The sequence below is a fragment of the Enterobacter sp. CGMCC 5087 genome (assembly GCF_003144775.1).
GTDB lineage: Bacteria > Pseudomonadota > Gammaproteobacteria > Enterobacterales > Enterobacteriaceae > Enterobacter > Enterobacter cloacae_M.
This window is the reverse complement of sequence record NZ_QFXN01000230.1, coordinates 1-25,620: the sequence shown is the minus strand read 5'-3', so window position 1 is coordinate 25,620 and position 25,620 is coordinate 1. Positions and strand designations below refer to the sequence as shown.

Here is a 25,620-nt window from a genome sequence, read left to right as displayed (position 1 = left end):
TTCCCAAACCGAGGTTTGCGCGAGCGTCAGCTTCGGTCTTTGCCCCAGTCCCGCCCTGTGCAACAGAAAGCGCAGTAGTGAGCCCTTTCAGCTCGCTGATATCGCTGTTGGCCCCCTTTCTGGCAAGCGCGCCAATACTTGGAATATTAACGGAGGTTCCGTTGATGGTAACGGTGATGGTCTGGTTTGCTGAGGTAGTGGCGAATGTCTCCCACGCGCCAATGTTCTCGTCATACTCTTTGATAAGCTGCGACATCGCCTGTGCCAGTCCGTCGACAGAGATGTTGTCGGACACCAGTATTCCATACTTTTGGCCGCTCAGCGCCGGGGAAGCAGCAGGCGTAACCGTCATTGACGTGGTGCTGTTCACAGATGAAATCTGGAACATCTGCACCGGGTTAGACATGACGATGATCGTCTGGCCAGCACGAACCTGGCTGGCTGGCGCAGTCCAGTTCGTACCCGTTCCGGTGGCTGTATTTCCGTTGATAGCAATAGTGCCAGTGTTATAAAGCATGAACTACCTCACGATAATAACGATCGTTTAAAGCGATCAATAATGTAAAATTGATCGCTCTTATCAATCTGACTAATTTTTAAACTCGAATAAAATGGATATTCCCGCAGATACAGGAATGTAGAAATGAAACGATTATTTGCCGTGGCACTTTTGCTGGCGGCTGGCTGTGCCGATAAAGACAGAGACTATGCCTTTAAAATGGATTACCCGGTGGATGCGGCACGCTTATCTCTTGGGGGAGATATTCACGTAAATATCGACTGCGCCACGAGGGAAGTTAACGTAATTTCAGACAGCAGCAATGGCATTTTCAGCCGACATATAAATAAGCGGCTCAGCAACATCTGTTATAAGAAAACGGATAAGCTTGATGTCGTATACCGCTTCGAACCTGCAAAAGGTGTTAAGCAAAACATGATCGCTACTCAATACCCCCGCGTCCCGGCAGTATCAAATTCCGACAAACTGAGCGATGGGAATTCGTAGCCCTCGCCCCTGAAGTGTCTGGCTCCAGTTGCGCTGATTTTTTGTGATGTACCTCCCCTGCAGCTGTGAGCCTGTCCATTTGAGTGCGATTCCTGAATAACCAACGACAGTTCCGTCGTCACTGAGGTTACCAGGGCAGTTGTTAACCAGAATCCACGGATTAAAACTCAGGTTTATCGCAAAGGTATTGTTCAGCAGATCGTAATTGGCAGGCACGTCGAAAAAGCCCACCACGCGCGGCATTTTCGATGCCGAGGCGGCGCTCCAGATAAGATTCCCCGCGCTGTCGAAAACATCCAGATATCCGCTCTGCATTCCAACGTTTCTGGACGTGCGTATCATGCTGCCCGCATTGTCTTCCAGAAGGTCAGCGCCTGGTAAGCCATACTTATTAGTATCCAGCTGCAGCCAGCGCAAATTCCCATCATTCCAGAATTGCGGCTGGGTAATACCCAGCGTGCTTCCGTTTCCGAACGGGCTATCCACGCGGTAATAACCTTTGTCAGTCACTGCACCTAGCGCACGCTGATCATAAAAAAGTGTCGACCTGTTTTGTGAATCAACCAGCAATTTACCAGCGCTGTTATAAACTTCGAATCCACTCATTGAAAGTTATAAACCTCCATATTAAGAGTTATCGAAATACTGCCGCCGCTCGGTAAATAAAAAACGGTAAAGCCACCATTAAAAGCCCGGCAATAATATTCATTTATTACTCCTGCCGAACTCGCCGATACGATTGATATAAATGACCCGTCCTGCGTTACCCCGGAAAAGGAAACGTCCTTAGCCGTTTCCCCCGCTGCAAATGTTACAGACGTGCTTCCAATATACCGGATAGCATAATCACTTAAATCAACGGCAATACGGCCTGCACCGTCCCAGCATTGCAAACCCTGTGGCATTACCATAACCCCATTCTGACACGCAGCACGTTGTTGCTGTCGTAGATACGAATGAGAGTGCTGGATATCAGCATCCTCCCGCCCCCGGCCACTCCGTTAATTTCGAACGTTCCTCCCTTATCAAGCTTCCAGCCTGCAGATCCAGCCACATAATTATTCGACTGGATATAGTTGCCGATTTTGGCGTTCTCAATGGTACCGTCCTGGATGAAGCTGGCCCTGATGAACGTCTGCCCATTCTGGATCACAAATGGCAACGCCACGCTGTTTCCTGCTGCCGTAGTGACAGCAAAACGATCGGCCAGGAAGATTACCTGCGACTGCATCCCGGATGGCGTATTCTCCACCCCGATCCCCATCCCCGCGGCGTAATACTGTCCATTGCTCGTTACCCCAACCTTGATGTTGTACATCGCGCTGAGCTGGCCGTTTACGTTCGCAATAGCCTGCGCGTTCGTGGTTATCGCTGCCGTATTTCCGTTTATGGTCGCAGTGATGGCGTTAATCTGCGTTGCCGTGGCCTGCTGATAATTCGAAACCGTCTGACTCAGACTGTTGATAGATGCCGTATTGCCGTTGACGTTCGTCTGCAGGCTCAGCAATGCGCGTGCCGTTGCCTCCCTGTCTGTGACGATCACCTCATCAATGCGGTCCAGCTGCGCGCTGTTACCGGCTACCGATGCCGACAGAGTTTTACGCGTGGCCACCTGCGCAAGATTGGCCTGAATTATCGCAATTGCCGAGTTCTTCACGCCTCCCGTCATGCCGTCCATGGACACAGAAATCTCGTCTATCTTCACTTCGGCCTGAGCCAGCCCGTCAGCGTTCTCCTTGATGTCTTTCGCCTGCTGCTCGAGTTCGTCAGCATGGTTTTTGATTTCGTCAGCCATGCCAGCAATTTTTTCGTTGCTGTCCACCGCGTTCTCGAGAAGGTCTTTGAACGTTTCCGACTCTTTCATGTCCTCCAGAATGTCGTTAGTTATTTCACTAACGTCTATCGAGGAAGTGCCCATGATCCAGTCGGTCCAGTCCCCGGCATTACCGATACGGTCAATCAGGCGCGCGCGGTACCACTGGCGAACGCCGGCAGGCATGGGACCATGCTGATAATCTGCAGCCGGGTACGGCACCAGGACCAGCAATTCAGGATTGGCAAAGTCAGAGGTTGTGGCGCGCTGAATCTCTGTATAGGCCGTGTCACCTGAGCCATCCGGAAATTTCCAGGTCAGGTCGATATGCCAGACCACATCTTCGGTCGCCAGGAAGTTCAGCGGAGTACCCGGTTTTCCCGTTTTACCGGAGAGATAAGTTGTTTCACCGTATCCCCATGGTGACGACGTATCCTGCGCATTCAGCGCCCGGACGCGCACGTCATAGCTGCCCGAATAAATGCCCTGAACCGAGAAACCCTGCGCGCTGGTAACCGGAACGTTTATCCAGTCCCCGTTGTCCTTACGCCACTGGGCAACATACCGGATTGCGCCCTCCACCTTATCCCATGACACGTCCAGGCTTGCTACAGTCAGCCCCTGAGACACATGATCGCTCTCAGTCACCAAGATATTCTTCGGAGCAGACAGGACGCTTATCGGCGTGACGGTGATCGGGGGCGACTCGATCCGAACGCCGTCATCGATGTAACGGTATTTGTTTGGATCGTGCTGAACGGCCGTAATTGTGAAACCGCCTGTGCTGTCATCGTTGGCAGCAATTGAAGTGACCCGGAAGTACTGTATCGCGAGGTTATCACTGTCTATCGCCCATACAGCACCAGCGGCAGGTGCCTGACTGAAGGCCGTAGCCACCGTCACCGTTATTTTATCGGCGCTCACCGCGCTGATTGTCCGCGTCTGGGCTTTTCCGTCGGGCAGGTTAACCACCAGCCGGTCTTTCGCTGCGTAATCTATTTCTCGATCCAGCGTAATCTGGCGGCCATTGACCGCCACTATGCGGCCCCCGTTCTCCTTTCCGGAACGGAAAGGATCGGCGACACCGATAATTTCAGCGGGCAGAGGAATATAGCCGTCCAGCCCCACCCCAAACGATACGGTCCCGTCTTTGGCATTGGAGAGTAATACCCAGCGACCGCGCCGGTGCGCTTCACTTTGCGAGGTGCAGCCGATTGCGGTCAGGGACGTTTGCCTGACGTCGTAACGCTCTACAAGCTCTGAATCGTAGACCCCCTCAACGGTATCGCTGTAATGGTTCTGCGGATCAGACCAGGACACGAGGCAGGAGCTGTAGCGATTCTTGTATGAGCCGCCCGCATAAGTAAACAGCCCATCGATAACGTTTGAGGCGTTATAAACCCAGTCAACATCGTCCTGCGGGACGTCTGCCTGGACATAAATCTGATCGTTGCCCCAGAACGTTATTCCACGAAATACCGCGGCGAGATCGTTAAGTACCTGCCAGGCGTCCTCCTGGCTCTGAATGAATACGTTGCAGGTAAACCGCGGTTCGGTACCACCGGCCCCGTCGGAAACCATTTCGTCGCAATACTGGGCAATTGAATACAGCGCCCACTTATCCACCATGGACGCATCCACGCGCGTGCCCATGCCGTATATTTCATCAAGAACCAGATCGTAAAATATCCAGGCGGGGTTATTGGACCAGGCCATTTTGAACCCGCCGGACCATGAGCCAGAATAGGTTCGGGTTGTCGGATCGTAATTATCCGGAACCTTAATAAGCTTGCCTTTTATCTTACAGGTCACTTTCGGCGCGCTGCCGTTGAACTGGCTGCTGTCCACTTCGATATACAGGAGCGCGGTTAAAGGATAACGAAGCTTGCTGTCGATGACTTCCGCATACGAAAACACCTTGAAGGCGTTAACCAGTTTCGAATTTGATCCGCTGGCATCAGCCGTAATACGCCTGACCCTGACAGACCAGCCGGACGTGGATTTTGGCAGATCGATACGGTGGTCTCGCTGATATTCCGTCGTGGTCTTTCCGTCAAACTTGCCGTTTACAACCGTTTTCCAGGCGCCGCCGTCCGTTGATAAATCGATCGCATACTCGGTGACCGTGCCCACCATATCGCCGTTATCTTTATAGAGATACTGGACCGGAAGGCTGAGCTTGATGCGGATGGCATCCAGGGAAAGATTGGTAAACTGGCGTGTCCATGGCGCGGTGGTGGTGACAGTTGTGCCCACCGCCAGCTCGTTATCGACCTGGGGCATCCCAGCAATATAGGTCTGGTCTTGTGTGCCCTTGCGGAACTCCCATTTCACGCCGCTGAAGTTGTATTCCCCGCTGTCGTTTGCCAGCGGTGTATCGTTGAGAAAAATATTCTGAGCGGTCAGGTCGCCCTGTATTTCTCCCTCAGAAACGGCAATGAGCATTTTTAATTTTGCGACCGACAGCAGATCGTCAGGTTGCTCAACCGGAGTATGCGCGCTTCCACCGCCCCCTTTTGCACCCTGTAAGATGGTTTCACCATGGAGAAGTTGCATTTTTACCCCATTAAAAAACCCAGCCTGAGCTGGGTTTTTTGTTAGTATTAATGATGGCGTCTTATTACATGTTTTTGTAATAACTAACTTTTGAGTCAAAGTCCTGTTTTGCGAGTGGCGTTTGACTGGTTACATAAGCCTCCCACGAACTATAAGCCTCAACAAGAGCACGACGTTCCTCTGTGTCTTTAGTATTGGCTTTCATGGTTTCAAACACATTCGCCCCAATTTCTTTAAGCTTGCTCTTTCTGGTGGCGCTACATGTTGTTATTGCATCAGCTACCGAATTATCCCATCCAACTAATTGAAGAATCTCTATACGCTTCTGAATAACAAACTGATCTGCCGAGGCATTAAGCGCAGCCTTAGATAAAAAGTCCGCAAACTCCTTTTTACTATGCGGCATTTGTTTTGGCATCGTAATGTTATCTTCACAATTTGCTAAATCAGCGTATTGCTTTTGTAAATTGTTATTCTGATTTTGTGGGGCACAACCTGAAATAAAGAGCACACCAAATAAGACCAAACCGTATTTTTTCACTTTCATCTCCTTGATCGGCATCGTTTTGGACATGATAACCAAGGGAGATTGCAATGTAACGTTCATCTTATTTGGTTGCATTTCACTATTGCTGATCGCTCGAGTACATACCGGCGCTGACTATCGCTCCCCCAGCCTCGATCAGACCGTAGGCCAGGGGGACAGGATGCCCCATAGCGACGGTATTGACCGGCGCCCCGAAGGCGTAGTTAGGCGTGTTGTCCGTGCTGGAGGATTTACCCGCGCCGAAGGATGGCTGGGGTGTGAGCATCTGGACAACGCCGCCAAGCATCATTGACACCCCAACCCCGGTCAAAATTGACGTGGCGCTGATGGCTGTTGCACTCATGGCCGCCCCCCAGGCTGCCATGCTCGCACCAGCGGTAAAGAATGCAGCGACCAGCGCAACAGCGCCGACAACTATCTGCAGGACGCCCGAACTTTTGGCCCCCTCATAAACGGGCACGATCCGGTACACGCTTCCACCGCGGGTCATATCAAACTCTTCCAGCCCGATATTGTTGTCGCCGTTAAAAAAGGCGAAACGGATCCCCTTCATATGAGCTTCCGACATGTATTTTTTGAATCCGGGAACCTGTGAACACATGGCCCTGAGCATTTCGCGCAGGTCGGCAACGTCAAACTGAACGCGTTTACCGAATTTTTTAGCCATTTTCCCTTCGAGAATAAGCGTCTTAACCATGCATTCTGTCCTTATGCCTGACCACCCGGACCGTTCTGTCGCGATAATATTTTCCATAAGGCGTTCGCGAAGAAAGGTGCCCGAAAAGATGATGGAGAATGATGTTGTCACCCACATATACCGCGGCGTGATTAGTCACCGATGCCTGCACACTCATCATGATGATATCCCCGGGCTGCATTGCACCGGCGGCAATCTCAACAAATCCCTCACGCTCCCAGTTGTCGTCGTAGAGCCGCTCCTTGCCGCTCTCCCACCATTCGTAAGGTACCGAATAGTTCCCGAGAACAATGCCGTATTCGCGCAGATAAAACTCACGGATAAGCGACCAGCAGTCCGCGTAACCCAGTACCCACTGCCGCCCGGCATAATCCCGGTCTTCACGCGGGGAAATCGTGCAAAAATCCCCGTCCGGCCAGGACATGATCCCCCACTCAATACCCGACCAGTCGCACTGGATCCGGTCCAGCTCTGATGGCACCAGCCGAACCACATCCGGATGGGAATGAATGAGCATGATGATCTCACCGCGCGCGCGGGCAGCGAGCTGGTCTTCCGGGGAGAGCGTGAATGTATCCTCGGGTTTATCGGCAATGTTGCGGCAGGGAATATAGATTTGTTGCTGGCCTGACTGAACAATCAGGCCGCAGGCTTCTTTGGGGTATTCAGCAGCGACGTGCTGACGGATAGCATCCAGCAATTTTTCACGCATTTTTATTTCCCCTGCAGGTTTGCAGCCGGAAAACCGCCGAACGGCAGCGGCGCGTCCGGGCCGTGACGATCCTGACAATCCTGCCGGCGGCCGCCACAAACGTCTTTCGACGGGTCATCAGTCGGCGTACCGTCTTTGGTAAAGTATTTCGTGCCGTTGTAATCGCATCCGGTCCCGCTTCGGTACCAGCCCCGCATACACCAGGTGCAGACAGGAGTAATCTGCCGTGTCGGCAGCTGCAGGCTCTGAATATCGAAAGGAGAACACAGCTCAAAATCAACCTGTACCCGCGTCTCTGCGGTTTTGGCATTGACGTAAAATAGCTGTACGCGCTCATCGGCCGGGCTGGCACTTGGATTACCGTTTTTCCAGTTGGCGGCATCGAGATACTTCGAAAGCGTAGTATGGATTTTGACCTTAGCCCTGACCATATCGTCATATTCAAGACACAGCGCCGTGACATAGTTTCCGACGTTCCCGACGGACAGCGTGGGCGTTGGCTGGGACCCTGTACTCGATAACTCCATACCCTTCAGTTCGTAGGGATGGGGATCGTACTGGTTTCCCTGCCAGATAATGGCGGGAAGATTTTCCGCGGCGAAGGCTGCCCACCCTTCTTCCTGTATATTGTGCGCATGAAAACGCAGCACCTGATCCATACCGAATTCAGTGCCGTCGATCTCAATCAGCTGAATAACGCTGCCGGGCTCAAGCTGTTGTATATCTGCCGTAAAACTCATACCCCCCCCATAAAAAAAACCGCCCGGAGGCAGCTTTCAGTGTTTGTCGAGAAAATCAGGGCGCGAACGCCTGTTCAAAAGTGAAGGCCACAGTGGCTTTTTTCCCGGTAGGGAAAGAAACGCTGAACGAATCGGCCTTCATTCTGAACAGCTTTTTTTCACCCCATGGCGTGGTCCACCAGAACGATTTAGTAACGTGAGACATCAGAAAAGCGCGCAGCGCAGCCGCCTCCTGTCTGGTTCCAGTCCAGTCCAGATTCCACGTTTCCTGTTTGTCGTTGATCCCCATCCCTGCTATCTGTTTGTAGCCATCCCCGAACTGGGCCTGCAGCGTTCGGGCTGTTTCAGTGCCCTGCGCGGTTTTGCGCGTGCGCCAGGTAAATGTGTCCGTCACTGTGTCCTCCTCGAATAAAGCACGCCGCCTGCGGACATTTCTTTTTTCAGTCGCTCGGTGATTGTCTGCTGAACAATCGCCTGCAGCTGTTTCGCCGTCCCCGTGGCGTTCGCCTGATTTATGTTTCCGTCTCCCCCCTGCTGGCTGATGCTAACTGGGGCATAAACACTGATCCCCCCCATACCAGCACCGACTGCGCTCCCGCCGCCGACGAGACCACCCGAGGCATACCCGCGCATGAGGCGATAGAGATTGGCCACACCGATACGGCTGGTCGATTCTTTGGTGAAGACGAATTCCCCGCGATGTACCACGCCTGCGGGCTCATATTTGCCGCCGTGCCCGGTAAAACCGCCCACGTCATAGCCCTGTGGCCGGAATGACGGAACCGCGAATGACTGGCCTGCAGAGGAGGTTTTCGCCCCGCCGCTCACCCAGCCCATGGCGCTCTGGATGGTATAAGCCACCAGCAACTGGTTGATAACGGACACTATCATTTTAAGGATCGAGCTGGTGAAGTCCCTGAAGCTCGCCTTCCCGGTTGTCGTCAGGCTGGTAAGCTGGCCCGCCAGCCCGCTGAACGTTGCCTGCGAAATCTGCTGTACCGAGCTGAAGACGTTTGTCGCTGAATCCTGATACTCAGCCCAGCCCTGCTTAGCACCGGCCAGCCAGTTTGCGCGCAGGGCATCTTCAGCCTCGAACGTCGCCCTTTGCTCTTCCAAAACCTTTTGCTGCGCCTGAGGGTTGTACGAATAGCTTTCGCTGAGACGCTGCAGCGTAGTTTGTCTCCCGGCTTCCCGGGTGGATACCCCCGCAGACTGAGCCTGCAAGCCCGCCCTGGCGGCTTTTTGCTGCTGCTCAAACTTCACGGCCTGATCGGCCAGCTGGTTGAGCTTTTGCTGGCTGGCAACCTTATCGCCCAGGTCGGCCACCTGCCGCTTGTACTCGAGCGTTTCTTCCTTGTGCGCCAGCAGGGATTTTTCCTGCGCCGTAAGCTGACGACGCCCTGCAGCCTCCTGCAGAACGGTGAACTGATTTTCAGTCTGCCAGAGATCCTGACGCTGTTTGCTTATGACGTCATTCACGCTGGTATGCTGCTCAAGCGTTTTAAGCTGGGCCTGAAGGGTGAGAAGTTCGGCCTGCGCCTTTTCCTCTGCTTTGTCCCCGGCGGGCGTTGAGTAGCTTTTGCCTTTCGGCGTTTTTGGATCCTTCCACTGCTTTTCAATCCCAGCGCGAGCCGCGGCAATGTCCTTTTCAGTCCACAGCGTGGCGACACCGTCTTTCGCATCCTGGCGGTTTTTCTCAATAAGCTGACTGAGCTTTTTCTCTGCTGAAGCCCGCTTTTCTGCCGCCGTCGCGCCGGACTCCACCAGCTGGTTAAACTGCTGCTGGTTGCGGATTGCCTGAGCCTGCTGGTCCGTCCGCATTTTTTCCCGCGCGGCTGCCAGCCCTTCCTGGGCATATTGCTGATCGGCAAGATCGTAAGCCTGCTTTTTCAGCTCCACCTGCTGGCGCGCGTTTCTCAGCCTTTCCGCATCAGCTTTCTGCAGAACGTTGTTACCGGCATAATCCGGGTCGACTTTAAGATTGCTGGACAGCGCGCGGTACTCTTTCTCTGCTGCCTGCCATTCAGCAAAAGAGTCCTGGCGCTTCATCGCGGAGTCAGGATTACGCCCTATGCCAAGCATCGCATCCCATGCGCCGGAGGCGGCATTCTTCACCCAGTTCCAGGCTTTTTCGAGAGAGCCAAGATTATCCTCGACCGCCCCGGCGCGCTGAATGACCGCGTCGGAATATGCCCGCATGGCCAGCTCGGCGGCCTTCTGCGAATCCCCCAGCGCCTGAGCAGAAGCTATCTGTTCATACTGGGTGGCCGTCAGAAAGTGAAGGGAATCGTTGAGCGTCGCGACCGCGTTAACCGGATCATCCTTCAGGCGCTTAAACTGATTTATGGTTTCGTCGACGGCCTGTCCGGTAGCCTGCTGCAGCCTGGCGGCAACATTGCTGACCATGCTGACGTCATTACCGCTGAACGCGCCGCTGCCAACGACCTGGGCCAGCACGCCTGCAGCGGCATGCTGCGTGATGCCATTACCTGCCAGCGAGCGCGCCAGCGCCTGCAGCTGCCCTGACGTTTTCCCCGCGTAGTTCCCGGTCAGGATCAGCTGCCTGTTAAATTCCTCAGACTCTTTGCTGCCGTCATACCAGGCCTTACCCAGCCCGAATACCGCCGCGGCAATCCCACCAACCAGGCCGGCGATCCCCAGGCCGCGTAGCGACAGCAGCTGGTCTATCCATCCTGCCCGGTTCGCCAGCGTGATCCCGGAGCCGCGCAGCGCACCGAAGTTACCGCGCATGACCTCGCCGATAAGTACCCCCAGCTCCTGCCGGGCAGCAGCACTTTGCAGCCCCAGACCATGCGTGGCCACTTTGGCAGCTTCAAGCTTGCGGATATAGACCTCAGCCGCATCGCTGGCACCGACCTGCGCCGCCTTCATGCGCAGCAGCTCGGTACCCGAGAGCTTTTGCTCTGCAACCTGTTGCTTCAGCTGGCTGAGGAATCGCGTGCGCGCTGCGGCCGATTTTTCCTCCACGATCTGCAGTTCTTTTTGCCGGGCCGTGGTGCGGGAAATAAGGGCGAGATAATCCTGCTGGGTTATGTTGCCCTGTGCCCTCGCTGCGCGAAAGCGCGCCTGCACGTTCGCAAGCGACTGTGTCTCACCGTTGAGCTGGCGAACGCCGTCAATCTGGCGGAAAAATGATGCCGCCAGTTCATCCTGTCGACGGGCAAGCGCTGCGGCCTGCCCGTCATTCTCACGCATGCGCTGATTAAGCTCGGTAACGCGGCGGTGAGTTTCATCAACGGACTTTGAAACGTTCTGCCAGTCTTTGGTCAGCCCTTCCGTTGCGGCCGACTGGCGGGATTTCATATCTGCGGCAGCCGCCGCGCCAGCGTCGCCCACGGTTTTAAACGCAGCCGCCTGCCGCTCGGAAGCCCGCTGCATTCGCGTCTGGACTTTTTCAGAGTCCTCAGCCATCCCGGTTAGCTGGCCCTTTATGCGGGCAACCTGCTCACTAAACGTGGCGCTGTCGACGTCAAGGTTGATGACCAGATCGCTAATCTGCTGGGCCATATCGGATACCTCCTGTTATCCCCTCAGCTGCGGCCATCAGCGCATCATCATCCGGCTCGTCATCGCTGATGACGATACCGGAAGGAGAAAGCAGGCTGAAATGTGCGGGGGTAAGTTCCGGGTCGCGGAAGAAAAGAGTGGAGATGGAATAAAGCAGCTCTGAGAAATGCGCATCGAGCTGCGCGTCCTGAAAATAATGCTCCCGGTAGAACTGGTGCCAGTCGCCCAGCTCACTGGAAGTCATTCCAGCCAGCATGGCGCGCCAGTCGGGTCGTCCGAACTCGCGCGCCAGATTCAGGACAAACTTCAGCTCGCTGGCAAGGGCTTTTCCGCCGTAACGGGTTCTGCGCTTTCGGCCTCCGCGGAGGCATCCGGATCGGCAGGATTGTCATCCTCAACCGGAACGAGCATGCCGGAGAGCAGCTTAATTTCCATTTCTGCTTTACCGATCGCCTCCGGCGGCCAGCCGCTAAGCACCTGCTGATAAAGCGTTTCCACATCCGTGCCAGCCGGATCGTTATGCCACAAAGACATCGCGATCAAACGCGCACCGCAGCGAATATTTGAGCCTATCAGCCTGGCCGTCATTTCCTGATCGCTGATGCCGTCGCTGTCAGCGCTGACGGCCTTTTCCTCTGCGGCCATAAACGTGATGTACTCAATACGCTGCAGCGCCGACAACTCGAAGATGGTCAGGGATTCTGTTTGCCAGGTGAACTTCTCTTTTTTCAGAAACATGCGTCCTTCCTTACGCTGCAGTTACGGTGACTTTGCAGACCGCAACGAAATTACCGTCGCTGGTCATAACAATAACGTCAGCGGTGCCTGCCGCCACGCCGGTGACGGTGATCGCGTTGCCGCTAACGGTGACCGTTGCTTTTGCCCCGTCGGAGGTTGCCACGCGGAACGAGGTATCTGAGGCACTGGCAGGGTTAACCGTCACATTGAGCGTTGTGGTTGCGCCGACGGCCACGCTTGCCGTGGCTTTATCGAGCGTAACGCCGGTCACGGGGATATTCGGGGACCCGCTTTCTTCTGCCAGTTCCGGCTTGCCGGTATTGGTGATTTTCGCTGTACGGGTAATGACCTCTTTTGCCGGAATGGCTTTACCCAGGCTGCTGCACCAGCCGCGGAAAACGTCGACGGTACCGTTCGGGTATTTGATTTTGTAATAGCGTACTGAGCCATCAATAAACCATGCGACAAGGTCTTTTTGCCCTTCTTCGCCCGGCTTCCAGGCGAGGGTGAACGAGGTATCGCCAGCAGATTTTGCCCCCTGGGCCGTCGCGTTCCAGTCGGCATCCTCGTCGTCGAGGTAAGTGTCGTCATACGATTCGGCGGTCATTTCGCCCGGCGTCAGCTCTTTAATTTTCGCCAGGCGGTTCCAGTCGATATCCGAGAGTGGGTTAGCGAAAGCGTTGCCCGTTCCGGTGTAAAGCCAGAGGGTGGTACCGGCACCTTTCACGGGGGCCAGCGGGTTTGGAGTAGGCATAAGTACCTCTTAAATTGAATAGGTGATTAAGTACGTGAAATCGACTGAACCCCAGGTGGCCATTTCATCATCCCGCTGATAGTCATAACCCTGCGGGGTGAACGTCTCGACCAGTTCGGTCAGGCCCGGGATGAAGGCCATTGCCGGATACACTTTCTCTTCCATCCAGGAATCAAGCGCGCTGTCGGGGCTGGAGGCTTTAAGAAATACCTCGATGTGAACAACCGCCTGCCACGAATCTTCGTCAAGCGAATCGCCGGTGTACTCCGCGTCAGAAAGGTATACAGCCACGGCAGGGAGATCCTGCTCTTCAAGAAAAACAGGGCGCCCGTCAAACCAGGTGACCGTGTCGGTGATCTCAGCTTTCAGTTTTGCCAGAATGGCTGCACGAATTGCGCTGTGTCTGTTCATCGCTTCAGGTGGATCCTCAGTTGGTTTTTCAGGGCTGCGGAAAGTTCTTTAGGCATATCGCTTTCAATAAGGCGCTTTGAAATAGCGGTGAATGCCAGGGTGAGCGGTGTCTCAAGAGGAACTTTGACCACATCAATCGGATAACGGGCCTGACCTACGCGCCGCATGACCTGCCAGCGCCCGTTCGCAAGCTGTTGAATAAAAGCGTTACGAAAGGTATAGGGTCCGATTTTGAGGACGCTACCCGCTCCGTTTCTGGCCCCTTTTTTACGCGAGAGCCGGACGCGCGCCGTGCCGAGCTTTATCGCAGGAAGATTACCGCGGTTGATTTTTATCGACGCGACCGGGCGATCGTGACGGGCCTTGCGCAGACGGGAACGCTGGCGGACCAGACGAACCGGAAGCCCCTTTTTCCGGTTATCATCCACCTTTGCCTCTTTCGCTACAGCTTTGCTCCCCTGGCTTATCGTTCTGCTGGCCACCCGGTTAAGTGCTTTTGCGGTTGCCTCAGGAACGATTAACCGGCTGAGGCTGTTCAGGTTCTGAATAGCTCTTTCCAGTCCTTTCACAGACATAGCTCCTCCTCATTCGAGATGGATGCGGGGTTTTCCGTTGAACATGTCATAGCGGGTAACGGTCAGGTTCTTACCGTCGTAGTCGACACTGTCGTTTCGGCGTGGCTGGTAAAGCTCAGAGAAAACTACCAGCGAAGTACCCATTCCCGACAATGGCCCCATTTCCTCGAGCTGCTCGGCGGGAACAACGTCATAGCTGCTGCCATTTATGATCGCTGTCTTTCCCATCTTTTTTATGGTGGCCGCGTCCATGCGTGCCGCCATCCGGTCAAAGGGGTTAGGCATTGATCTTAACTTCAACAACGGTGGTGTTTGCCCCTGCATCTTCCCAGGCGATGCCGGCGGCAACAGCGTCCGTTTCTTCGATCGTGATTTTGCCGTCCTTCAGATACACCTGCGCCCCGGCAGTAACCGCATCTGCGGAAACTTTTGGCAGGAGGAAAACGCCCTCAGTAAAACCGTCCCCGGTAGCGCCAGCCGGGATATCGGTAATTGCAACCGCGATAAGTTTTCCAACAACAACCGGGTCGCCGCTGTGAACATCGGTTGCACCACTGTTTACCAGAGGGATTGTTTTCCCGTCCTGCGCATAGTTCTTAGCCATAACTTCTCCATTCAGCCCCTTGCGGGGCTGGTTTCAGGTATAAAAAAAGCCCTTACGGGCGTCTGTTTGTCAGGACTGTTTTTTACTGACCAGAGGATTTGGTCATGCCGCGATAGTCCAGCGGCGCCACACCTGCATCAATACGCACTTTCGTGGCGATACCATCAGTGGTGAAGCCTTCCTGCTGATCGATGTATGGCGTGTCGACGCCGTTGAGATAAGCAACCTCGATGGTGTCGGTGCCCTTCGCGGCAGCCAGATACCAGGCTTTCGCATCAGCTTCATCCAGGCGTGGTTCGGCAATGACTTCTGCAAAGTTCTGGATAGGGTTAACGATCCCGGCATTGATGTCTGCACCTTTAACACTGGCCGACTTGATGGTCTGATTTGCCAGAGTTTCCAGGGCGACGGGGACCAGCATGTAGGCCGGACGGATATTCAGGGTTCGCTCCCCCTCCTTCTGCAGACGCATCAGCTTGCGCGATTCGTCCAGGCTGGCCACAGAAATTGCGCCTGAGCTCAGGTTCTTGTGATCGGCATGGAACAGCGCCTTTCCGTCTGAGAGTTTCGGGTTTTTGGTCAGAATGGCGTAAACCAGATCGCCAATCGTTGCTTTCGCCGCGCGCCCCATCTTCATCGGTACGTCGGTAAGCTGGTTCAGATCGTCGTTGATGATCGCCTGGCGGGTTACTGAGAAGATTTCACCATACGTGGCAAGCGCGATGGTTTCGCCTTTGTCACTGGTAGTGATGTACTTGTACTCAGCCCCTTCGCGAACCTGTCGCAGAGAAGGGAAACCACCCATACCGACACGATGCGCCGTTTTGAAGTCCGACAGCTGGCCTTTTTTGGTCCACTGCTCGAAGGTTTCCTGCGCCTCGTCCCAGCCCTGAATCAGCGCTTTGTTCGCAACATCGAGCAGAATGTTGCCAAAGTCAGAGGTGCTGTGGGTCAGCGCCAGGCCAACCATCTGCATCGGGTTGTAGCTGGCCACGCCGATACCTTTTTCTGTCAGGGCCATACGCGCATACTCGCGCAGCGTCATACCGTTATAAACGTTATCCCGCTCCTGACCTTCGAACCCGGCACGCGCCATCAGTGCTTGGCGAATACCATCCGCGACGAAGTTACCATTGCCCGCATGAATATGCGGCTGGGTGGTTTTATTGGACGGCGTGGCCGTTTTACCGAGTTCTGCCAGCAGCAAATCTTTCGCCTTATCGACGGAGCAATCAGGGTCGGCCACACACTGATTCTGCAGTTCCATGTGCTTATTGCCGAACATGGCAAAGAGATCGCCGATAGCGTTAACACGGGCTTTCTGCTCAGCCATCACCTGCGCGCGGATCGCATTTTCATCCGGTGCCGGGTCTGTTTTTGCCTGCGGTGCCTGAGGCTGGGTAATAACCGGGTCACGCTGGGTAGTGTTACGCGGCGGGGTGATCATGTTGCGAATGCTTTTTGGCATTTTTTCAAATTCCTCAATACGTTTTGAATGAATACAGGCCATAGCCTGAAGGGATGGTGTCACCTGGTCGGCAAAACCCAGTTCAAGGCACTCGCTGCCGTTCATCCAGGTTTCGTCCTCCAGCATTGCCGCAATTTCTTCGGTGGATTTTCCGGTTTTCTGCGCATAAGCCGGGATAAGAACGGATTCAACCTTGTCGAGAAGATCCGCATAGTCGCGCATATCGCTCGCATCACCACCAGCAAACCCCCAGGGCTTATGGATCATCATCATCGTGTTTTCAGGCATGATGACCGGATTGCCTACCATCGCAATCACCGAGGCCATGGAGGCCGCCAGACCGTCGATATGCACGGTAATCGCCGCGCCGTGGTGCTTCAGCGCGTTATAGATAGCAATACCGTCGAAGACATCACCACCGGGCGAGTTGATATAAAGGTTGATGTGGGTGACGTCCCCAAGTGCCCGGAGATCATTGACGAACTGTTTCGCCGTTACGCCCCAGTACCCGATTTCGTCATAAATAAAAATGTCGGCCTCGCTGTTACTGCTGGCCTGCATGCGGAACCACGAATTACTTTTTACGCTGGCTTTCGGACGGTGGCGCGTCCGGTTCTTTGGCTTCGGCACTGGTGCCTCCTTTATCATTGGCGGGGTCGGTGTCAAACACCAGGCCCTGTTCTCGGTTCTCGTCAACCTCCGCTTTACGGCGTGACTTAACATCATCCGGGTTGCGACCGCTGGCACGGATCCAATCGGATTCAGTGGCGGCACCGCCGCGGATCTGCGTTTTCCAGGCATTCGCTTCTTTAACGGGATCAATCCACGGCATAACGGGTCCCGAATAAACTGCGTTATACAGCGAGTCCATATCGATGCCTCTCGGCAGCTTGATTTCTCCGGCAGCAATAGCCATCTTCAGCCAGGCCCGGTACATGGGCCGGGTCATTGAACCGATGAACCAGTCCTGAAGAATCAGATATCCGTCGGTTGACTCGACAAGCTCCTGCCGCTGGGCACTGTACGTTCCGTTGTAGTTTCTGGATGTGCTGGAAAAGCTGAGGCGACTGCCGGCGGACACGGCACGCAGCTGCCCGTTACGAAAAGACTCGAGGTTAGGGTTCGGGCGATCGGATTTAATCATCCCGATTTCTTCCCCGGCCTGCAGTTCGTCATAGAGCATACCGGGCTGAATCATCAGCTCGCGGTCATCGCTGCCGGAATCAGAATCGAAGCTCTGTCCGTCGCCTTTTTTGATATACATGCCGAGTGCGGCAGCAATTCTGGCAGCGGTAAGCTCCGAGTCCTCGTACTCTTTCAGCGCGCTCAGACGCATCAGAACACCTGACAAAAGAGACGTTCCGCGGGTCTGGTGCAGGCGTCGTGTGAATTTGAGATGAAGCATGTTTTCTGCATCTATCTCTTTGGTATCGAACTGACGCCCGGATACTGGCAGGCTTTTATAGACCTGATATTTTTTCGGGCGCCCCCAGTTATCGACAAAAACGCCCTGATTGAGCTGGGTGGCGGCATCGCTGTTCATCGGCACGAAGTCCGGCTCCAGCGCTTCCAGCCAGAACGGCACGCCAGCAACCGGCTGAAGACCATTTCCAGTTCCGCGAACCAGCTGAGCAAATACCTCACCGTCCCGGAGCCACGTTCGCAGCATCAGCCGCTCCAGCATGGGGCGGGTAAACTGGGTTGTAACATCGGGTCTTACGGACCATTCGCCCCACTTTCTGCGGATATCAGTGGCCAGCTTTTTAGCGATCTTCCCGTTACTCAGCATCGGATGCGGTTCAACTATGATGCCCTTCGCACCCACCACCCTTTCTTCCAGCTTGTCGAAAACGCCAATCACCAGATCGTGGTTGTTGTCCAGCCAGCGCGCCTGCTGCCTCAGTGACACCGCCCCCATCTGGCTGAGCTGATCGGCTGAACGATTTTCCTTCTGGGCTTTGTGGGTACGCGTTTGCTTTACCGCCTCATACGCCTTAATAACCGCGCGGGCACGCAGGCGTGAGGCTTTCCAGCCTGGTGAAAACAGGCCAATCGCATCATCTAAAAAACTCATCCAAACCTCGCCAGCCTGTAGCCGGGTCGCCCGCGGCGTTTGTTATTGAGCGTTGCCAGTCGTCGCTCCCATTCCTGACGGCCTTTTCTGATTTCCGACAGGTTTTCGAGCGTCATCTGCTGCCCGTTGAAAGTGATTGATTTCCCCTCCAGAACAGACAGCTCGGCTGCAGCGTAGCGGTCGATCATGTTTTGAATATCTGCTGGATTCACACCCAACCTCCTGACGAAGACCACGGATTAGCCTGCTCGGTTACGGGCTTCTCACGTTTTGGTTTTGATTTAGATTTCGGCGCAGGCGGCGGGGATGGCATTTCGCCAGCTTCCGTCTGCGTGTCCTCGATCCACGTTTCCCGCCGTGCCCACTCAGGAGCAGACGGCCATTTGATTTTTTCGTAACCACTAAGGATGGCGAGCGCGTCGGCATAAACGAGCAGGTCAAATGCTTCGTTTGCGCCCCGGCCGGGCTTACTCCATTTCCCTTCATTCGAGCGTTCCTCATACGTCAGTTCGTCATAGAACCAGCTGCCCAGCCAGGCGGGGAAATGCACATAGCCAGGGCCGGGTGAATCACGCCACAGCGCATTATTCACCCGGTCTTTAAGGGCATCGGTCTGGAGAAGATAAAGAGGCACATCACCCGTCGCCTGTGCGCGGCGCGTTGATCTGCCCGTGTTGTCGGGAAACGTTCGCTGGATAAGTTTGCTGCGCCTGACGCTGTCCCCCTTGAAGAGATAGATACGCTTACCCAGCCCCTCACGGCGACATCTGCGCCAGAACTTGTAGGCATTATCCGTCACGCCATCTTCGCCCCCTGAGTCCACGGCCATCGACATCAGCCGCATGCCCTTTGACGGGTCAGTTGCGAGTGGCCACGTTTTATCAAAGACGTCGGTGAGTAAAAGATCCCAGTCCTCTGGATAGCTCGCCGGGTCCACCTGAATGCTTTCACCGTTGCCGTCGCAGCGCAGCGAATGCCGGATGTTGTAACGGTCAACTATCCAGCGCTCACCCATACTTCCATAACCCGTAATCTGCACAACAAAGCGCCGGTTGCGCCCGGCCTGCACGTCCACGGTCGCAGTGAGAAACTGCACGCCGTCCGGTACCGAACGTTTTGGGACTTCTTCGGCACGCTGCTCGAGCAATTCACTTTTACGCTGCTCCATGCTGGCCCGCGGCAAATAGGGCCTGCCGAAATCGGTATTGATCACCGTCTTCAGGGTTTCTTCGCTGCGCGTGGATTCATATTCCTGCTCGGCGGTCAGGAACTTATAAATAAGCTGCGCCCAGGTCTGGTAAGCAGCTGCCGGACCTTCCATCCAGAAGGAGGCAATACGGGAACGACGGCCATCACCGCTAACCTGGCCTTTACTGTCGATGGTTTGCCCGTCCCGGAGCCAGACACATTTCATGTTCAGCGCACGCTTCATGTCCGGTGTGATCCTGCCTTTACAGGCAGGGCACTGAAGAAACGCCGCTTCGCTGGCAAGCACAGGATCGCTGCTGTCGCGGTATCCGGTCATATTGTCCATTTCCGGCTGGAAATATTCGCCGCAATGCGGACATGGCCAGTAAAGACGACGGCGGTCACCACGGTTATAGAGCGATAAAATTCCGGTGGTCGGAGGGGCTTCATGGGGCGTGGAGCGCCGCCATTTTGTGTCTCTGATATCCCTCCCGGGCGAGCTTTCAACCAGCGTCATCCCGGAGGACATGAATGTCGTGGTACGCTTCGATGCCAGTGAAAAAGCATCCCCCTCCCCGTCGATATCTTCCGGAAAGCGGTCATAATCCGTCAGCGCCACACTCTTATAGTCCGAGGACGACATGATATTGACGGATGGCCAGCCCAGCTTCAGATAGTTACCGGCGCGGAATGTACGGTCGTAGACGTTGTTATCGTTACGTCTTGGGCTTAGCCGGGTTTTAACTTCAGGGCTACAGCGAAAAGTACGGTCCAGGCGTTTTTTGGAATGCTCGCGCGCTTTTTCCTCAGATACCTGAATCACAAGCATATCTGCCGGATCGCAGACAATGTTATAAACAATCCAGCCGTCAATCAGCCCGATGGTTTTACCCGTTCGCGCCGGGCCCACAAACACCACCGCATCGTATTCACGCGATGCCAGGCAGTTCATCGGCTCAATCACATAGGGTGCCAGATCAGGATCCCATGGAACTGAGTTTCCCGCCCCCATTGGCACGCGCATATAAGTACTGACCGCATCGGCCACCGGCATACGACGCGGGGCTCGTAAAATACCGGAGACATCGCGGCGGATGTCCCTGGCGGATGCCCGCTTTGCCATCAGTCCTCCTCAGGCTCTTCCTCCTCTTTTTCAGCGTCCTGCACCCTCTCCGCCATCTGGTCGCGCAGATCATCAATAACGCTTTGCACACGAACTACCGCAGCAGGCGTTAAAGCACAGTCGCGCTCGAGCACATCCGGGAGGGTTTCAAGTACCATGACGACGGCTTTCGCCATCAATGAGAATTCTCGCGCCACTTCATCTGCGGGTATTAACTGCCCCGTATCCTGTTCGAACTTCAGCCTCTCATTCTCTGCTTTCCAGTGGGACAGCCTGTCAGAGGGGGGCATATCATCGATGTTGGCCGAAACGGTAGGGATCATCAGTTCGGTCAGAATGTCGGTCACCAGATAGAGCTTTAACTTGCTGTTGCTGCCTGGAGCAGGTTCAACATTTTTCAGTCTCGCGGCAACCGTCTGACGGTGTACGCCGGTTATCCCTGCCAGCTGGTTGATATTGAGTTTTAAAGTGGCAATTTCCTGGTCCATGATGGTGAACACTTTTTGAACGATTCGACATCTTGCGAAAATGGTCTCTAGTTAAATCAAAGACCTGCGCACATGATGATGATGACCCTGGATCCGAAAAACTAGCCGTTTCCCGCGAGCGCGCCGCCCCGTGGCAGGCCACCCTGCCGGGAGGACCCATAAGAAAAAAGGCCGCTTGAGCGACCTTTCAATGTAGTTACATGAATTGTTTTATCTTACTTTTTATACGCTTATCTATTTTTAAACGCACCCTCTCGCCAGTAGAAAGCGCAACAACGCAACGTAGCCTTTCAGGTGATGAATTCACCTTACTTATTCTCATAGCAATTCTTTTTAGCCAATCATCATCTTCGTTAAGAATTATTCGATAATGAGCTTCATCGCCATGTTCCAAGCGAATTGGAAGCGGATCAGATGCTGGATTTCTAAATAACTGCTGAAATTCATAATCACCATTAACTTCCCAGAAAATTGATTTCAATTTAACTGCATGAAGAGAACGATTAACTACCGATATAGCTACAACTGATTTATCGTCGATATCAGAAAATATATGTCCAAGCCTTACCTTCCCCCCGATAAAGGACTTTTTATCCCTAAAAGCTATATAAAGAGAAGTTAGAACTGCTAAAAAGGTTGCTACACCAGCAAACCAAGTTCCTATCATAGACCAAAACGCCCAGTCAGCCGCATCTCGAGCAGCATTGAGGGTGGCTATAGCCATCACTTTCTCATCCATAGATTCCTCACTTTTTGGGTGAGTGTATAAGAAAGGCGACTCACTAGCACCTGGTGATAATCTCTCCTACCTGCAAAAAGAGAACAATTATCCGTTGGATGGGATAAGTATCATTGACGCTCCTTCTCAATCTGCCTGATGCCCTCCAAATTATTGTTACCCTTTTCAATAACGGCCAGCAGCGGTTTAATCCAGAGCACAGCCTGGCAGTACGTTATTGTGTTGGCGGCAGCGGTACGATCATCGGCTGCGTCAGGTCCGCCGGTATCGGTGTGCAAGGCGCTGGCACGTAAACGGTGCGCGTATTCGAGCAGCCCACCAGCAATGTCAGCAGGAACAGGCAGATCACAGGTTTTTTCACGACGGAGAATCTCCCGGTATTCGATAACGGTTTCTTCAGTGCTGGTGTCGATCAGGGAGTTAAGCCTGTTGGCATGTTCGGCAACCTGATTGAACCGATTGAAGTTGAGTGCTTGTGAGGCGATCACCTGCCCCTGCAAAGAGTTGTCACTTCGCAGAACGTCGTTTTCGCTCTGAAGGCTGCTGGCGTCTGAGCAGCTCTTAACGAGGGCGACTGACAGGCCAGCTATAACGAGAACGCCGATAAGACCCGGATTTATTTTCATTGGTCCAACCCCCAGCACGCCAGCGCACTTTCCTGATCGCGCCGCTCGACCTGTCCATAGCAGCCATTCTTCTGCCCTTTGGTTAGTCGACAATCACGCCCACCGTCTTTAATCCACCAGCGGATTGCCTCGCATGCACCGATGCGGTCACCTGCGTTGATGCGCTTATAGAAGGTCGACGGGAAGCATTTACCGGGGCCGATGTTATACGGGCAGAAGGATGCGATACCCACCTTCTGTGGCTCTGTCAGAGGCACTTTGATATTGCGATCAACCCAGGCTAATGCCTTATCGCGTTCAATAGCGTTAACCTTCCGGCATTGTTCCTCAGTGGCCGTCATGCCCTTAACAACACGCCTGCCATCGATAACGGTCACGCCGTGACATAAAGACCAGACCCCACCGGGATCAACAACGGCCACCAGCGCATTGCCTTCTTTCTCGCTGATGAATTGGTCGAAAATGAGTGGAGCAGATGCCCCTGACGCGATTAGCGCCAGCACTGCTGCGCTGAGCTTTGCTTTGTTCGACATCATTCACCCCGCGCAGCTTTGCGGCGATCCGCTTTGATTTGGAAGTACAGACTCGTTAACCACGTCAGCAAACCAAACATGAGGCTACCGAGCACACCAATGGCCGCCCATTGAGATGGGGAGACTTTATCGAGGAGCTGAAGCAACCAGTATCCGGTCCCCCCTCCCGATGCGCCGTATGCAATACCCGTCGTGATTTTTTCCATTCGATACATGCTCTCACCTCGCTACGTTGCGGGTGTCCAGTTGAGGTAATAAAAAGGGCCGCGATAGCGACCCAAGCTTTTATTCCCCTGCCAGCTGCCTTACCTCACTTACCGTCTGGTTGAAACGTTCCTCTTCCAGTTCTACGCCGATAGCCTGGCGGCCCAGTTCAATGGCTGCTTTAACAGTTGATCCCGAGCCCATAAAGAAATCAGCTACCACATCGCCGGGCCTGCTGCTGGCGTTGATGATTTGCCGCAACATATCAGCGGGCTTTTCGCACGGGTGTTTGCCTGGATAGAACTGGACGGGTTTATGTGTCCAGACGTCTGTATAGGGCACGGCTACTGTCACAGAGAAATGCCGCCGAAGAGATTTGTACTCTTCCAGCAGATCAAGGTATTTCCGGTTCAACGAATGCCATGTGGCCACCAGCTGGTGATGCGGTGCTTTGAGTTCAGAGGCGCGGTGCTTCTCAATGGCGATCTGAGTGAACAATTCCTGCAGCTTTTCGTAATCCTGCTCGTTCGGTAGTTGCCACTGACTGGCACCGAACCAGTGAGACGCCATATTTTTCTTTCCGGTGGCGTCAGCTATTTGCCTGGACGTGACCCCCAGTTCGGCTCGTGCATCCCGAAAGTAGGTGATTAACGGAGCCATGACGTGCTGTTTGACCTCGTTGCTTTTCTCAGCAAACCCGTCGCTTTTCGGCTTATATGGCCCCTGATAATGTTCAGCGAAAAGGATGCGTTCCGTCGCGGGGAAGTAAGAGCGCAGGCTTTCTTTATTACACCCGTTCCAGCGCCCTGATGGCTTCGCCCAGATAATGTGGTTCATGACGTTGAAGCGTTCACGCATCATGATCTCAATATCAGATGCAAGTCGGTGACCTGAAAACAAATACAGGCTGCCGGCAGGCTTAAGCACTCGCCAGAACTGGGCAAGACACATATCAAGCCAGCGAAGATAGTCGGCGTCACCGTTCCACTGATTATCCCAGCCGTTCGGCTTCACCTTAAAATAAGGCGGATCCGTAACAATAAGGTCGATGGTGTTGTCTGGGAGGGTTGCGAGGTATTGCAGGCAGTCAGCGTTGACAAGCTCAACACTGTTTATATTTACAGTATTTTTCATAGATCCGTAAGCGTAACTCTGATAGGCTCACTATGCTTTTGCGCTAAAGCAGTGGGCCTTGGTTAGCTTGTGACCTGAAAGCATGAGCTAATGGCTGGTTGGGTGCTACAACACCCACCAGCCGCCCATTTCCACAGCAGAATGCCCCCTTCAGTGGAGGCGTTTGTAACATCCAAACTGGTAATCTGATAACCCCGCCATAACCAGCTGCGTCAGAATGAGCTGGCATTTCTCTCGGCTAAGGTGCGTATTCTGTGCAATTTCCCCAGCTGTCGCTGGTGAAGCGCTGAGTTCGTTAAAAACCGCCTTTGCTTCTTCTGTCATATAAGGTTGATTTTGCATGCCTTTTTCCCTTTTTTATCGTGTGACACACAGATAACTCTGGTTCATTTTTGCATCAAGCTTTAGATACAAAAGGCATAAAAAAACCCCGCCGAGGCGAGGTTATATATAATTATGACAAAATATCAAATTAGCTTCAAATATGGCTCATTTTGTTGCATTTTGCAAGCCCAATTGAGGGAGTTAGTGAAAGTTAGCTCACATTTCCGCCACTTTCAGTTCTTGGTACTCTTCGTACCGTGACAAAATTTCGCTTAGTGCCTGGCTGTCCATCTCAGTAAACGACGCTTTGAAAGCCGCCCAGTGCCCTGAATACACCCTGAGCCAGGTGGAACGCTCAACGCTGACCATGCGCGCCAGAGCTGCACCAGCATACTCCTGATAGGTATCGTTATTACGCGAGGCAGCAACTTCTTGCGCCGCCAGCCAGACAAGCCCTACCAGTTTTTTAGTGACACGGTCCTGGATTTTTTTGCCGCTATGCTGACGTTGAAACTCTTCCCATACGTGCTGGCACATTAACCTCTGGTACCGGAAAGCAAGGTCATGCCCATAGCAGTACCGCACCCATGCCTGCAAATGCTCCCCAAGACCATTGACCGAACGACGCCATGCTGAACAAGCGAACTCCGCATCCTTAATAGGCGGTAAAGGTCGGCGACGGCTCCTTGTCTCAAGAACATAAAGTGGAGTGGCCATCGTTTTTACAACCTTGGATCCACAACCTTCCCCACCCTCCATGACGATTTCAGGATGGTGCCGGGGGTATTTGTTCTTATCTGCTGGTGGATGCTCACTGAACGCCTGCAGCTGTCCTTTTGTCGAACCTGATAAATCCGCCAGCGCTCGGCGCAGTTCAATCCGCGTAAATTCCAGTTCTTGTAAATTCATTATGATCAGCGCTCCATACAATTACGCTTTTGTTATTACGCCGATCGCCAGCGCTCGATTCATAAACCGGAATAGCAGCTCCAGCTGGGTACCGTGTTTTTTCTCGAACGCTGCAACATCAGCATGTAA

Annotated in this window: 29 protein-coding genes and 2 pseudogenes; 1 reads left to right on the top strand and 30 read right to left on the bottom strand. The window is 53.9% G+C overall.

Features of this window, described 5'->3' with window-relative positions; genetic code table 11:
• Positions 1-517 (bottom strand): annotated as a pseudogene (locus tag DEO48_RS20290) (tail fiber domain-containing protein); the annotation flags it as partial.
• A 126-nt stretch (positions 518-643) separates the two neighbouring features.
• Between DEO48_RS20290 and DEO48_RS20285 the strand changes: the two are divergent.
• Positions 644-1,006 carry a hypothetical protein gene (locus DEO48_RS20285; RefSeq protein WP_109846129.1) on the top strand — a complete coding sequence of 121 codons (363 nt, stop codon included), beginning with the start codon at positions 644-646 and terminating at the stop codon, positions 1,004-1,006.
• On the opposite strand, the gene DEO48_RS20280 is transcribed toward DEO48_RS20285, so the two are convergent.
• The 29 genes and pseudogenes from DEO48_RS20280 to DEO48_RS27255 form a co-directional block, all read right to left on the bottom strand.
• Positions 971-1,612 carry a hypothetical protein gene (locus DEO48_RS20280; RefSeq protein ID WP_109846128.1) on the bottom strand — a complete coding sequence of 214 codons (642 nt, stop codon included), beginning with the start codon at positions 1,610-1,612 and terminating at the stop codon, positions 971-973. The genes DEO48_RS20285 and DEO48_RS20280 overlap by 36 nt on opposite strands.
• The gene (locus DEO48_RS20275) at positions 1,609-1,911 is read right to left on the bottom strand and encodes a hypothetical protein (protein WP_072268479.1); all 303 of its coding nucleotides are present in this window, start codon (positions 1,909-1,911) and stop codon (positions 1,609-1,611) included. The genes DEO48_RS20280 and DEO48_RS20275 overlap by 4 nt, the downstream gene beginning before the upstream one ends.
• A complete protein-coding gene (locus DEO48_RS20270) occupies positions 1,911-5,375 on the bottom strand; it encodes a host specificity protein J (RefSeq protein WP_109846127.1) in 3,465 nt (1,154 codons plus the stop codon). The genes DEO48_RS20275 and DEO48_RS20270 overlap by 1 nt, the downstream gene beginning before the upstream one ends.
• Positions 5,376-5,439: 64 nt before the next feature.
• Positions 5,440-5,916 (bottom strand): hypothetical protein, encoded by a 477-nt coding sequence (locus DEO48_RS20265; protein ID WP_146198310.1) that lies wholly within the window; start codon positions 5,914-5,916, stop codon positions 5,440-5,442.
• A gap of 85 nt (positions 5,917-6,001) precedes the next feature.
• Positions 6,002-6,619: a tail assembly protein gene (locus tag DEO48_RS20260; protein WP_048993969.1), complete on the bottom strand. Its 618-nt coding sequence runs from the start codon at positions 6,617-6,619 to the stop codon at positions 6,002-6,004.
• Entirely contained in the window at positions 6,612-7,331 is a 720-nt protein-coding gene (locus DEO48_RS20255; protein WP_109846125.1) for a C40 family peptidase, read from the bottom strand. Before DEO48_RS20255 ends, DEO48_RS20260 begins: the two co-directional genes overlap by 8 nt.
• Before the next feature lie 2 nt (positions 7,332-7,333).
• Complete coding sequence (locus tag DEO48_RS20250) at positions 7,334-8,071, bottom strand: phage minor tail protein L (RefSeq protein WP_109846124.1); 738 nt, start codon at positions 8,069-8,071, stop codon at positions 7,334-7,336.
• A gap of 55 nt (positions 8,072-8,126) precedes the next feature.
• Positions 8,127-8,465, bottom strand: a complete 339-nt coding sequence (locus DEO48_RS20245; protein WP_001704112.1) for a phage tail protein — start codon at positions 8,463-8,465, stop codon at positions 8,127-8,129.
• A complete protein-coding gene (locus DEO48_RS20240) occupies positions 8,462-11,599 on the bottom strand; it encodes a phage tail tape measure protein (RefSeq protein WP_109846123.1) in 3,138 nt (1,045 codons plus the stop codon). Before DEO48_RS20240 ends, DEO48_RS20245 begins: the two co-directional genes overlap by 4 nt.
• Positions 11,583-11,855, bottom strand: coding sequence for a phage tail assembly protein T (locus DEO48_RS20235; RefSeq protein ID WP_010429901.1), 273 nt, complete (start codon positions 11,853-11,855; stop codon positions 11,583-11,585). Before DEO48_RS20235 ends, DEO48_RS20240 begins: the two co-directional genes overlap by 17 nt.
• Positions 11,856-11,905: 50 nt before the next feature.
• Positions 11,906-12,337 carry a phage tail assembly chaperone G gene (gene gpG, locus DEO48_RS20230; RefSeq protein WP_032677930.1) on the bottom strand — a complete coding sequence of 144 codons (432 nt, stop codon included), beginning with the start codon at positions 12,335-12,337 and terminating at the stop codon, positions 11,906-11,908.
• Positions 12,338-12,347: 10 nt separating this feature from the next.
• Positions 12,348-13,091, bottom strand: coding sequence for a phage tail protein (locus DEO48_RS20225; protein ID WP_109846122.1), 744 nt, complete (start codon positions 13,089-13,091; stop codon positions 12,348-12,350).
• Between the two features lie 9 nt (positions 13,092-13,100).
• Positions 13,101-13,502 carry a phage minor tail U family protein gene (locus DEO48_RS20220; protein ID WP_001704117.1) on the bottom strand — a complete coding sequence of 134 codons (402 nt, stop codon included), beginning with the start codon at positions 13,500-13,502 and terminating at the stop codon, positions 13,101-13,103.
• Positions 13,499-14,077, bottom strand: coding sequence for a phage tail protein (locus tag DEO48_RS20215; RefSeq protein ID WP_109846121.1), 579 nt, complete (start codon positions 14,075-14,077; stop codon positions 13,499-13,501). Before DEO48_RS20215 ends, DEO48_RS20220 begins: the two co-directional genes overlap by 4 nt.
• 9 nt (positions 14,078-14,086) lie before the next feature.
• Positions 14,087-14,329, bottom strand: a complete 243-nt coding sequence (locus DEO48_RS20210; protein WP_231686662.1) for a DNA breaking-rejoining protein — start codon at positions 14,327-14,329, stop codon at positions 14,087-14,089.
• 25 nt (positions 14,330-14,354) lie between these two features.
• Positions 14,355-14,681 (bottom strand): DUF2190 family protein, encoded by a 327-nt coding sequence (locus tag DEO48_RS20205; protein ID WP_109846120.1) that lies wholly within the window; start codon positions 14,679-14,681, stop codon positions 14,355-14,357.
• A gap of 82 nt (positions 14,682-14,763) precedes the next feature.
• Positions 14,764-16,797, bottom strand: coding sequence for a ClpP-like prohead protease/major capsid protein fusion protein (locus tag DEO48_RS20200; RefSeq protein ID WP_375232174.1), 2,034 nt, complete (start codon positions 16,795-16,797; stop codon positions 14,764-14,766).
• A complete protein-coding gene (locus DEO48_RS20195) occupies positions 16,724-18,223 on the bottom strand; it encodes a phage portal protein (protein WP_109846118.1) in 1,500 nt (499 codons plus the stop codon). Before DEO48_RS20195 ends, DEO48_RS20200 begins: the two co-directional genes overlap by 74 nt.
• Positions 18,220-18,435 (bottom strand): hypothetical protein, encoded by a 216-nt coding sequence (locus DEO48_RS20190; protein WP_001704123.1) that lies wholly within the window; start codon positions 18,433-18,435, stop codon positions 18,220-18,222. The genes DEO48_RS20195 and DEO48_RS20190 overlap by 4 nt, the downstream gene beginning before the upstream one ends.
• Positions 18,432-20,534 carry a phage terminase large subunit family protein gene (locus tag DEO48_RS20185; protein ID WP_109846117.1) on the bottom strand — a complete coding sequence of 701 codons (2,103 nt, stop codon included), beginning with the start codon at positions 20,532-20,534 and terminating at the stop codon, positions 18,432-18,434. Before DEO48_RS20185 ends, DEO48_RS20190 begins: the two co-directional genes overlap by 4 nt.
• On the bottom strand, positions 20,534-21,022 hold the full coding sequence (locus tag DEO48_RS20180) for a DUF1441 family protein (RefSeq protein WP_020884621.1): 489 nt from the start codon (positions 21,020-21,022) through the stop codon (positions 20,534-20,536). The genes DEO48_RS20185 and DEO48_RS20180 overlap by 1 nt, the downstream gene beginning before the upstream one ends.
• 196 nt (positions 21,023-21,218) lie before the next feature.
• Positions 21,219-21,761 carry a hypothetical protein gene (locus DEO48_RS20175; RefSeq protein ID WP_109846116.1) on the bottom strand — a complete coding sequence of 181 codons (543 nt, stop codon included), beginning with the start codon at positions 21,759-21,761 and terminating at the stop codon, positions 21,219-21,221.
• A gap of 110 nt (positions 21,762-21,871) precedes the next feature.
• Positions 21,872-22,387, bottom strand: coding sequence for a hypothetical protein (locus DEO48_RS20170; protein ID WP_109846115.1), 516 nt, complete (start codon positions 22,385-22,387; stop codon positions 21,872-21,874).
• Positions 22,384-22,920 carry a lysozyme gene (locus tag DEO48_RS20165; protein ID WP_032623271.1) on the bottom strand — a complete coding sequence of 179 codons (537 nt, stop codon included), beginning with the start codon at positions 22,918-22,920 and terminating at the stop codon, positions 22,384-22,386. Before DEO48_RS20165 ends, DEO48_RS20170 begins: the two co-directional genes overlap by 4 nt.
• Complete coding sequence (locus DEO48_RS20160; protein ID WP_000286102.1) at positions 22,920-23,135, bottom strand: class II holin family protein; 216 nt, start codon at positions 23,133-23,135, stop codon at positions 22,920-22,922. The genes DEO48_RS20165 and DEO48_RS20160 overlap by 1 nt, the downstream gene beginning before the upstream one ends.
• Positions 23,136-23,205: 70 nt before the next feature.
• Positions 23,206-24,258 carry a site-specific DNA-methyltransferase gene (locus tag DEO48_RS20155; RefSeq protein WP_032623270.1) on the bottom strand — a complete coding sequence of 351 codons (1,053 nt, stop codon included), beginning with the start codon at positions 24,256-24,258 and terminating at the stop codon, positions 23,206-23,208.
• A gap of 150 nt (positions 24,259-24,408) precedes the next feature.
• Positions 24,409-24,600, bottom strand: a complete 192-nt coding sequence (locus DEO48_RS20150; RefSeq protein ID WP_016240136.1) for a hypothetical protein — start codon at positions 24,598-24,600, stop codon at positions 24,409-24,411.
• A gap of 198 nt (positions 24,601-24,798) precedes the next feature.
• On the bottom strand, positions 24,799-25,491 hold the full coding sequence (locus DEO48_RS20145; RefSeq protein ID WP_109846114.1) for a bacteriophage antitermination protein Q: 693 nt from the start codon (positions 25,489-25,491) through the stop codon (positions 24,799-24,801).
• A gap of 21 nt (positions 25,492-25,512) precedes the next feature.
• Positions 25,513-25,620: pseudogene (locus tag DEO48_RS27255) on the bottom strand (DUF968 domain-containing protein); the annotation flags it as partial.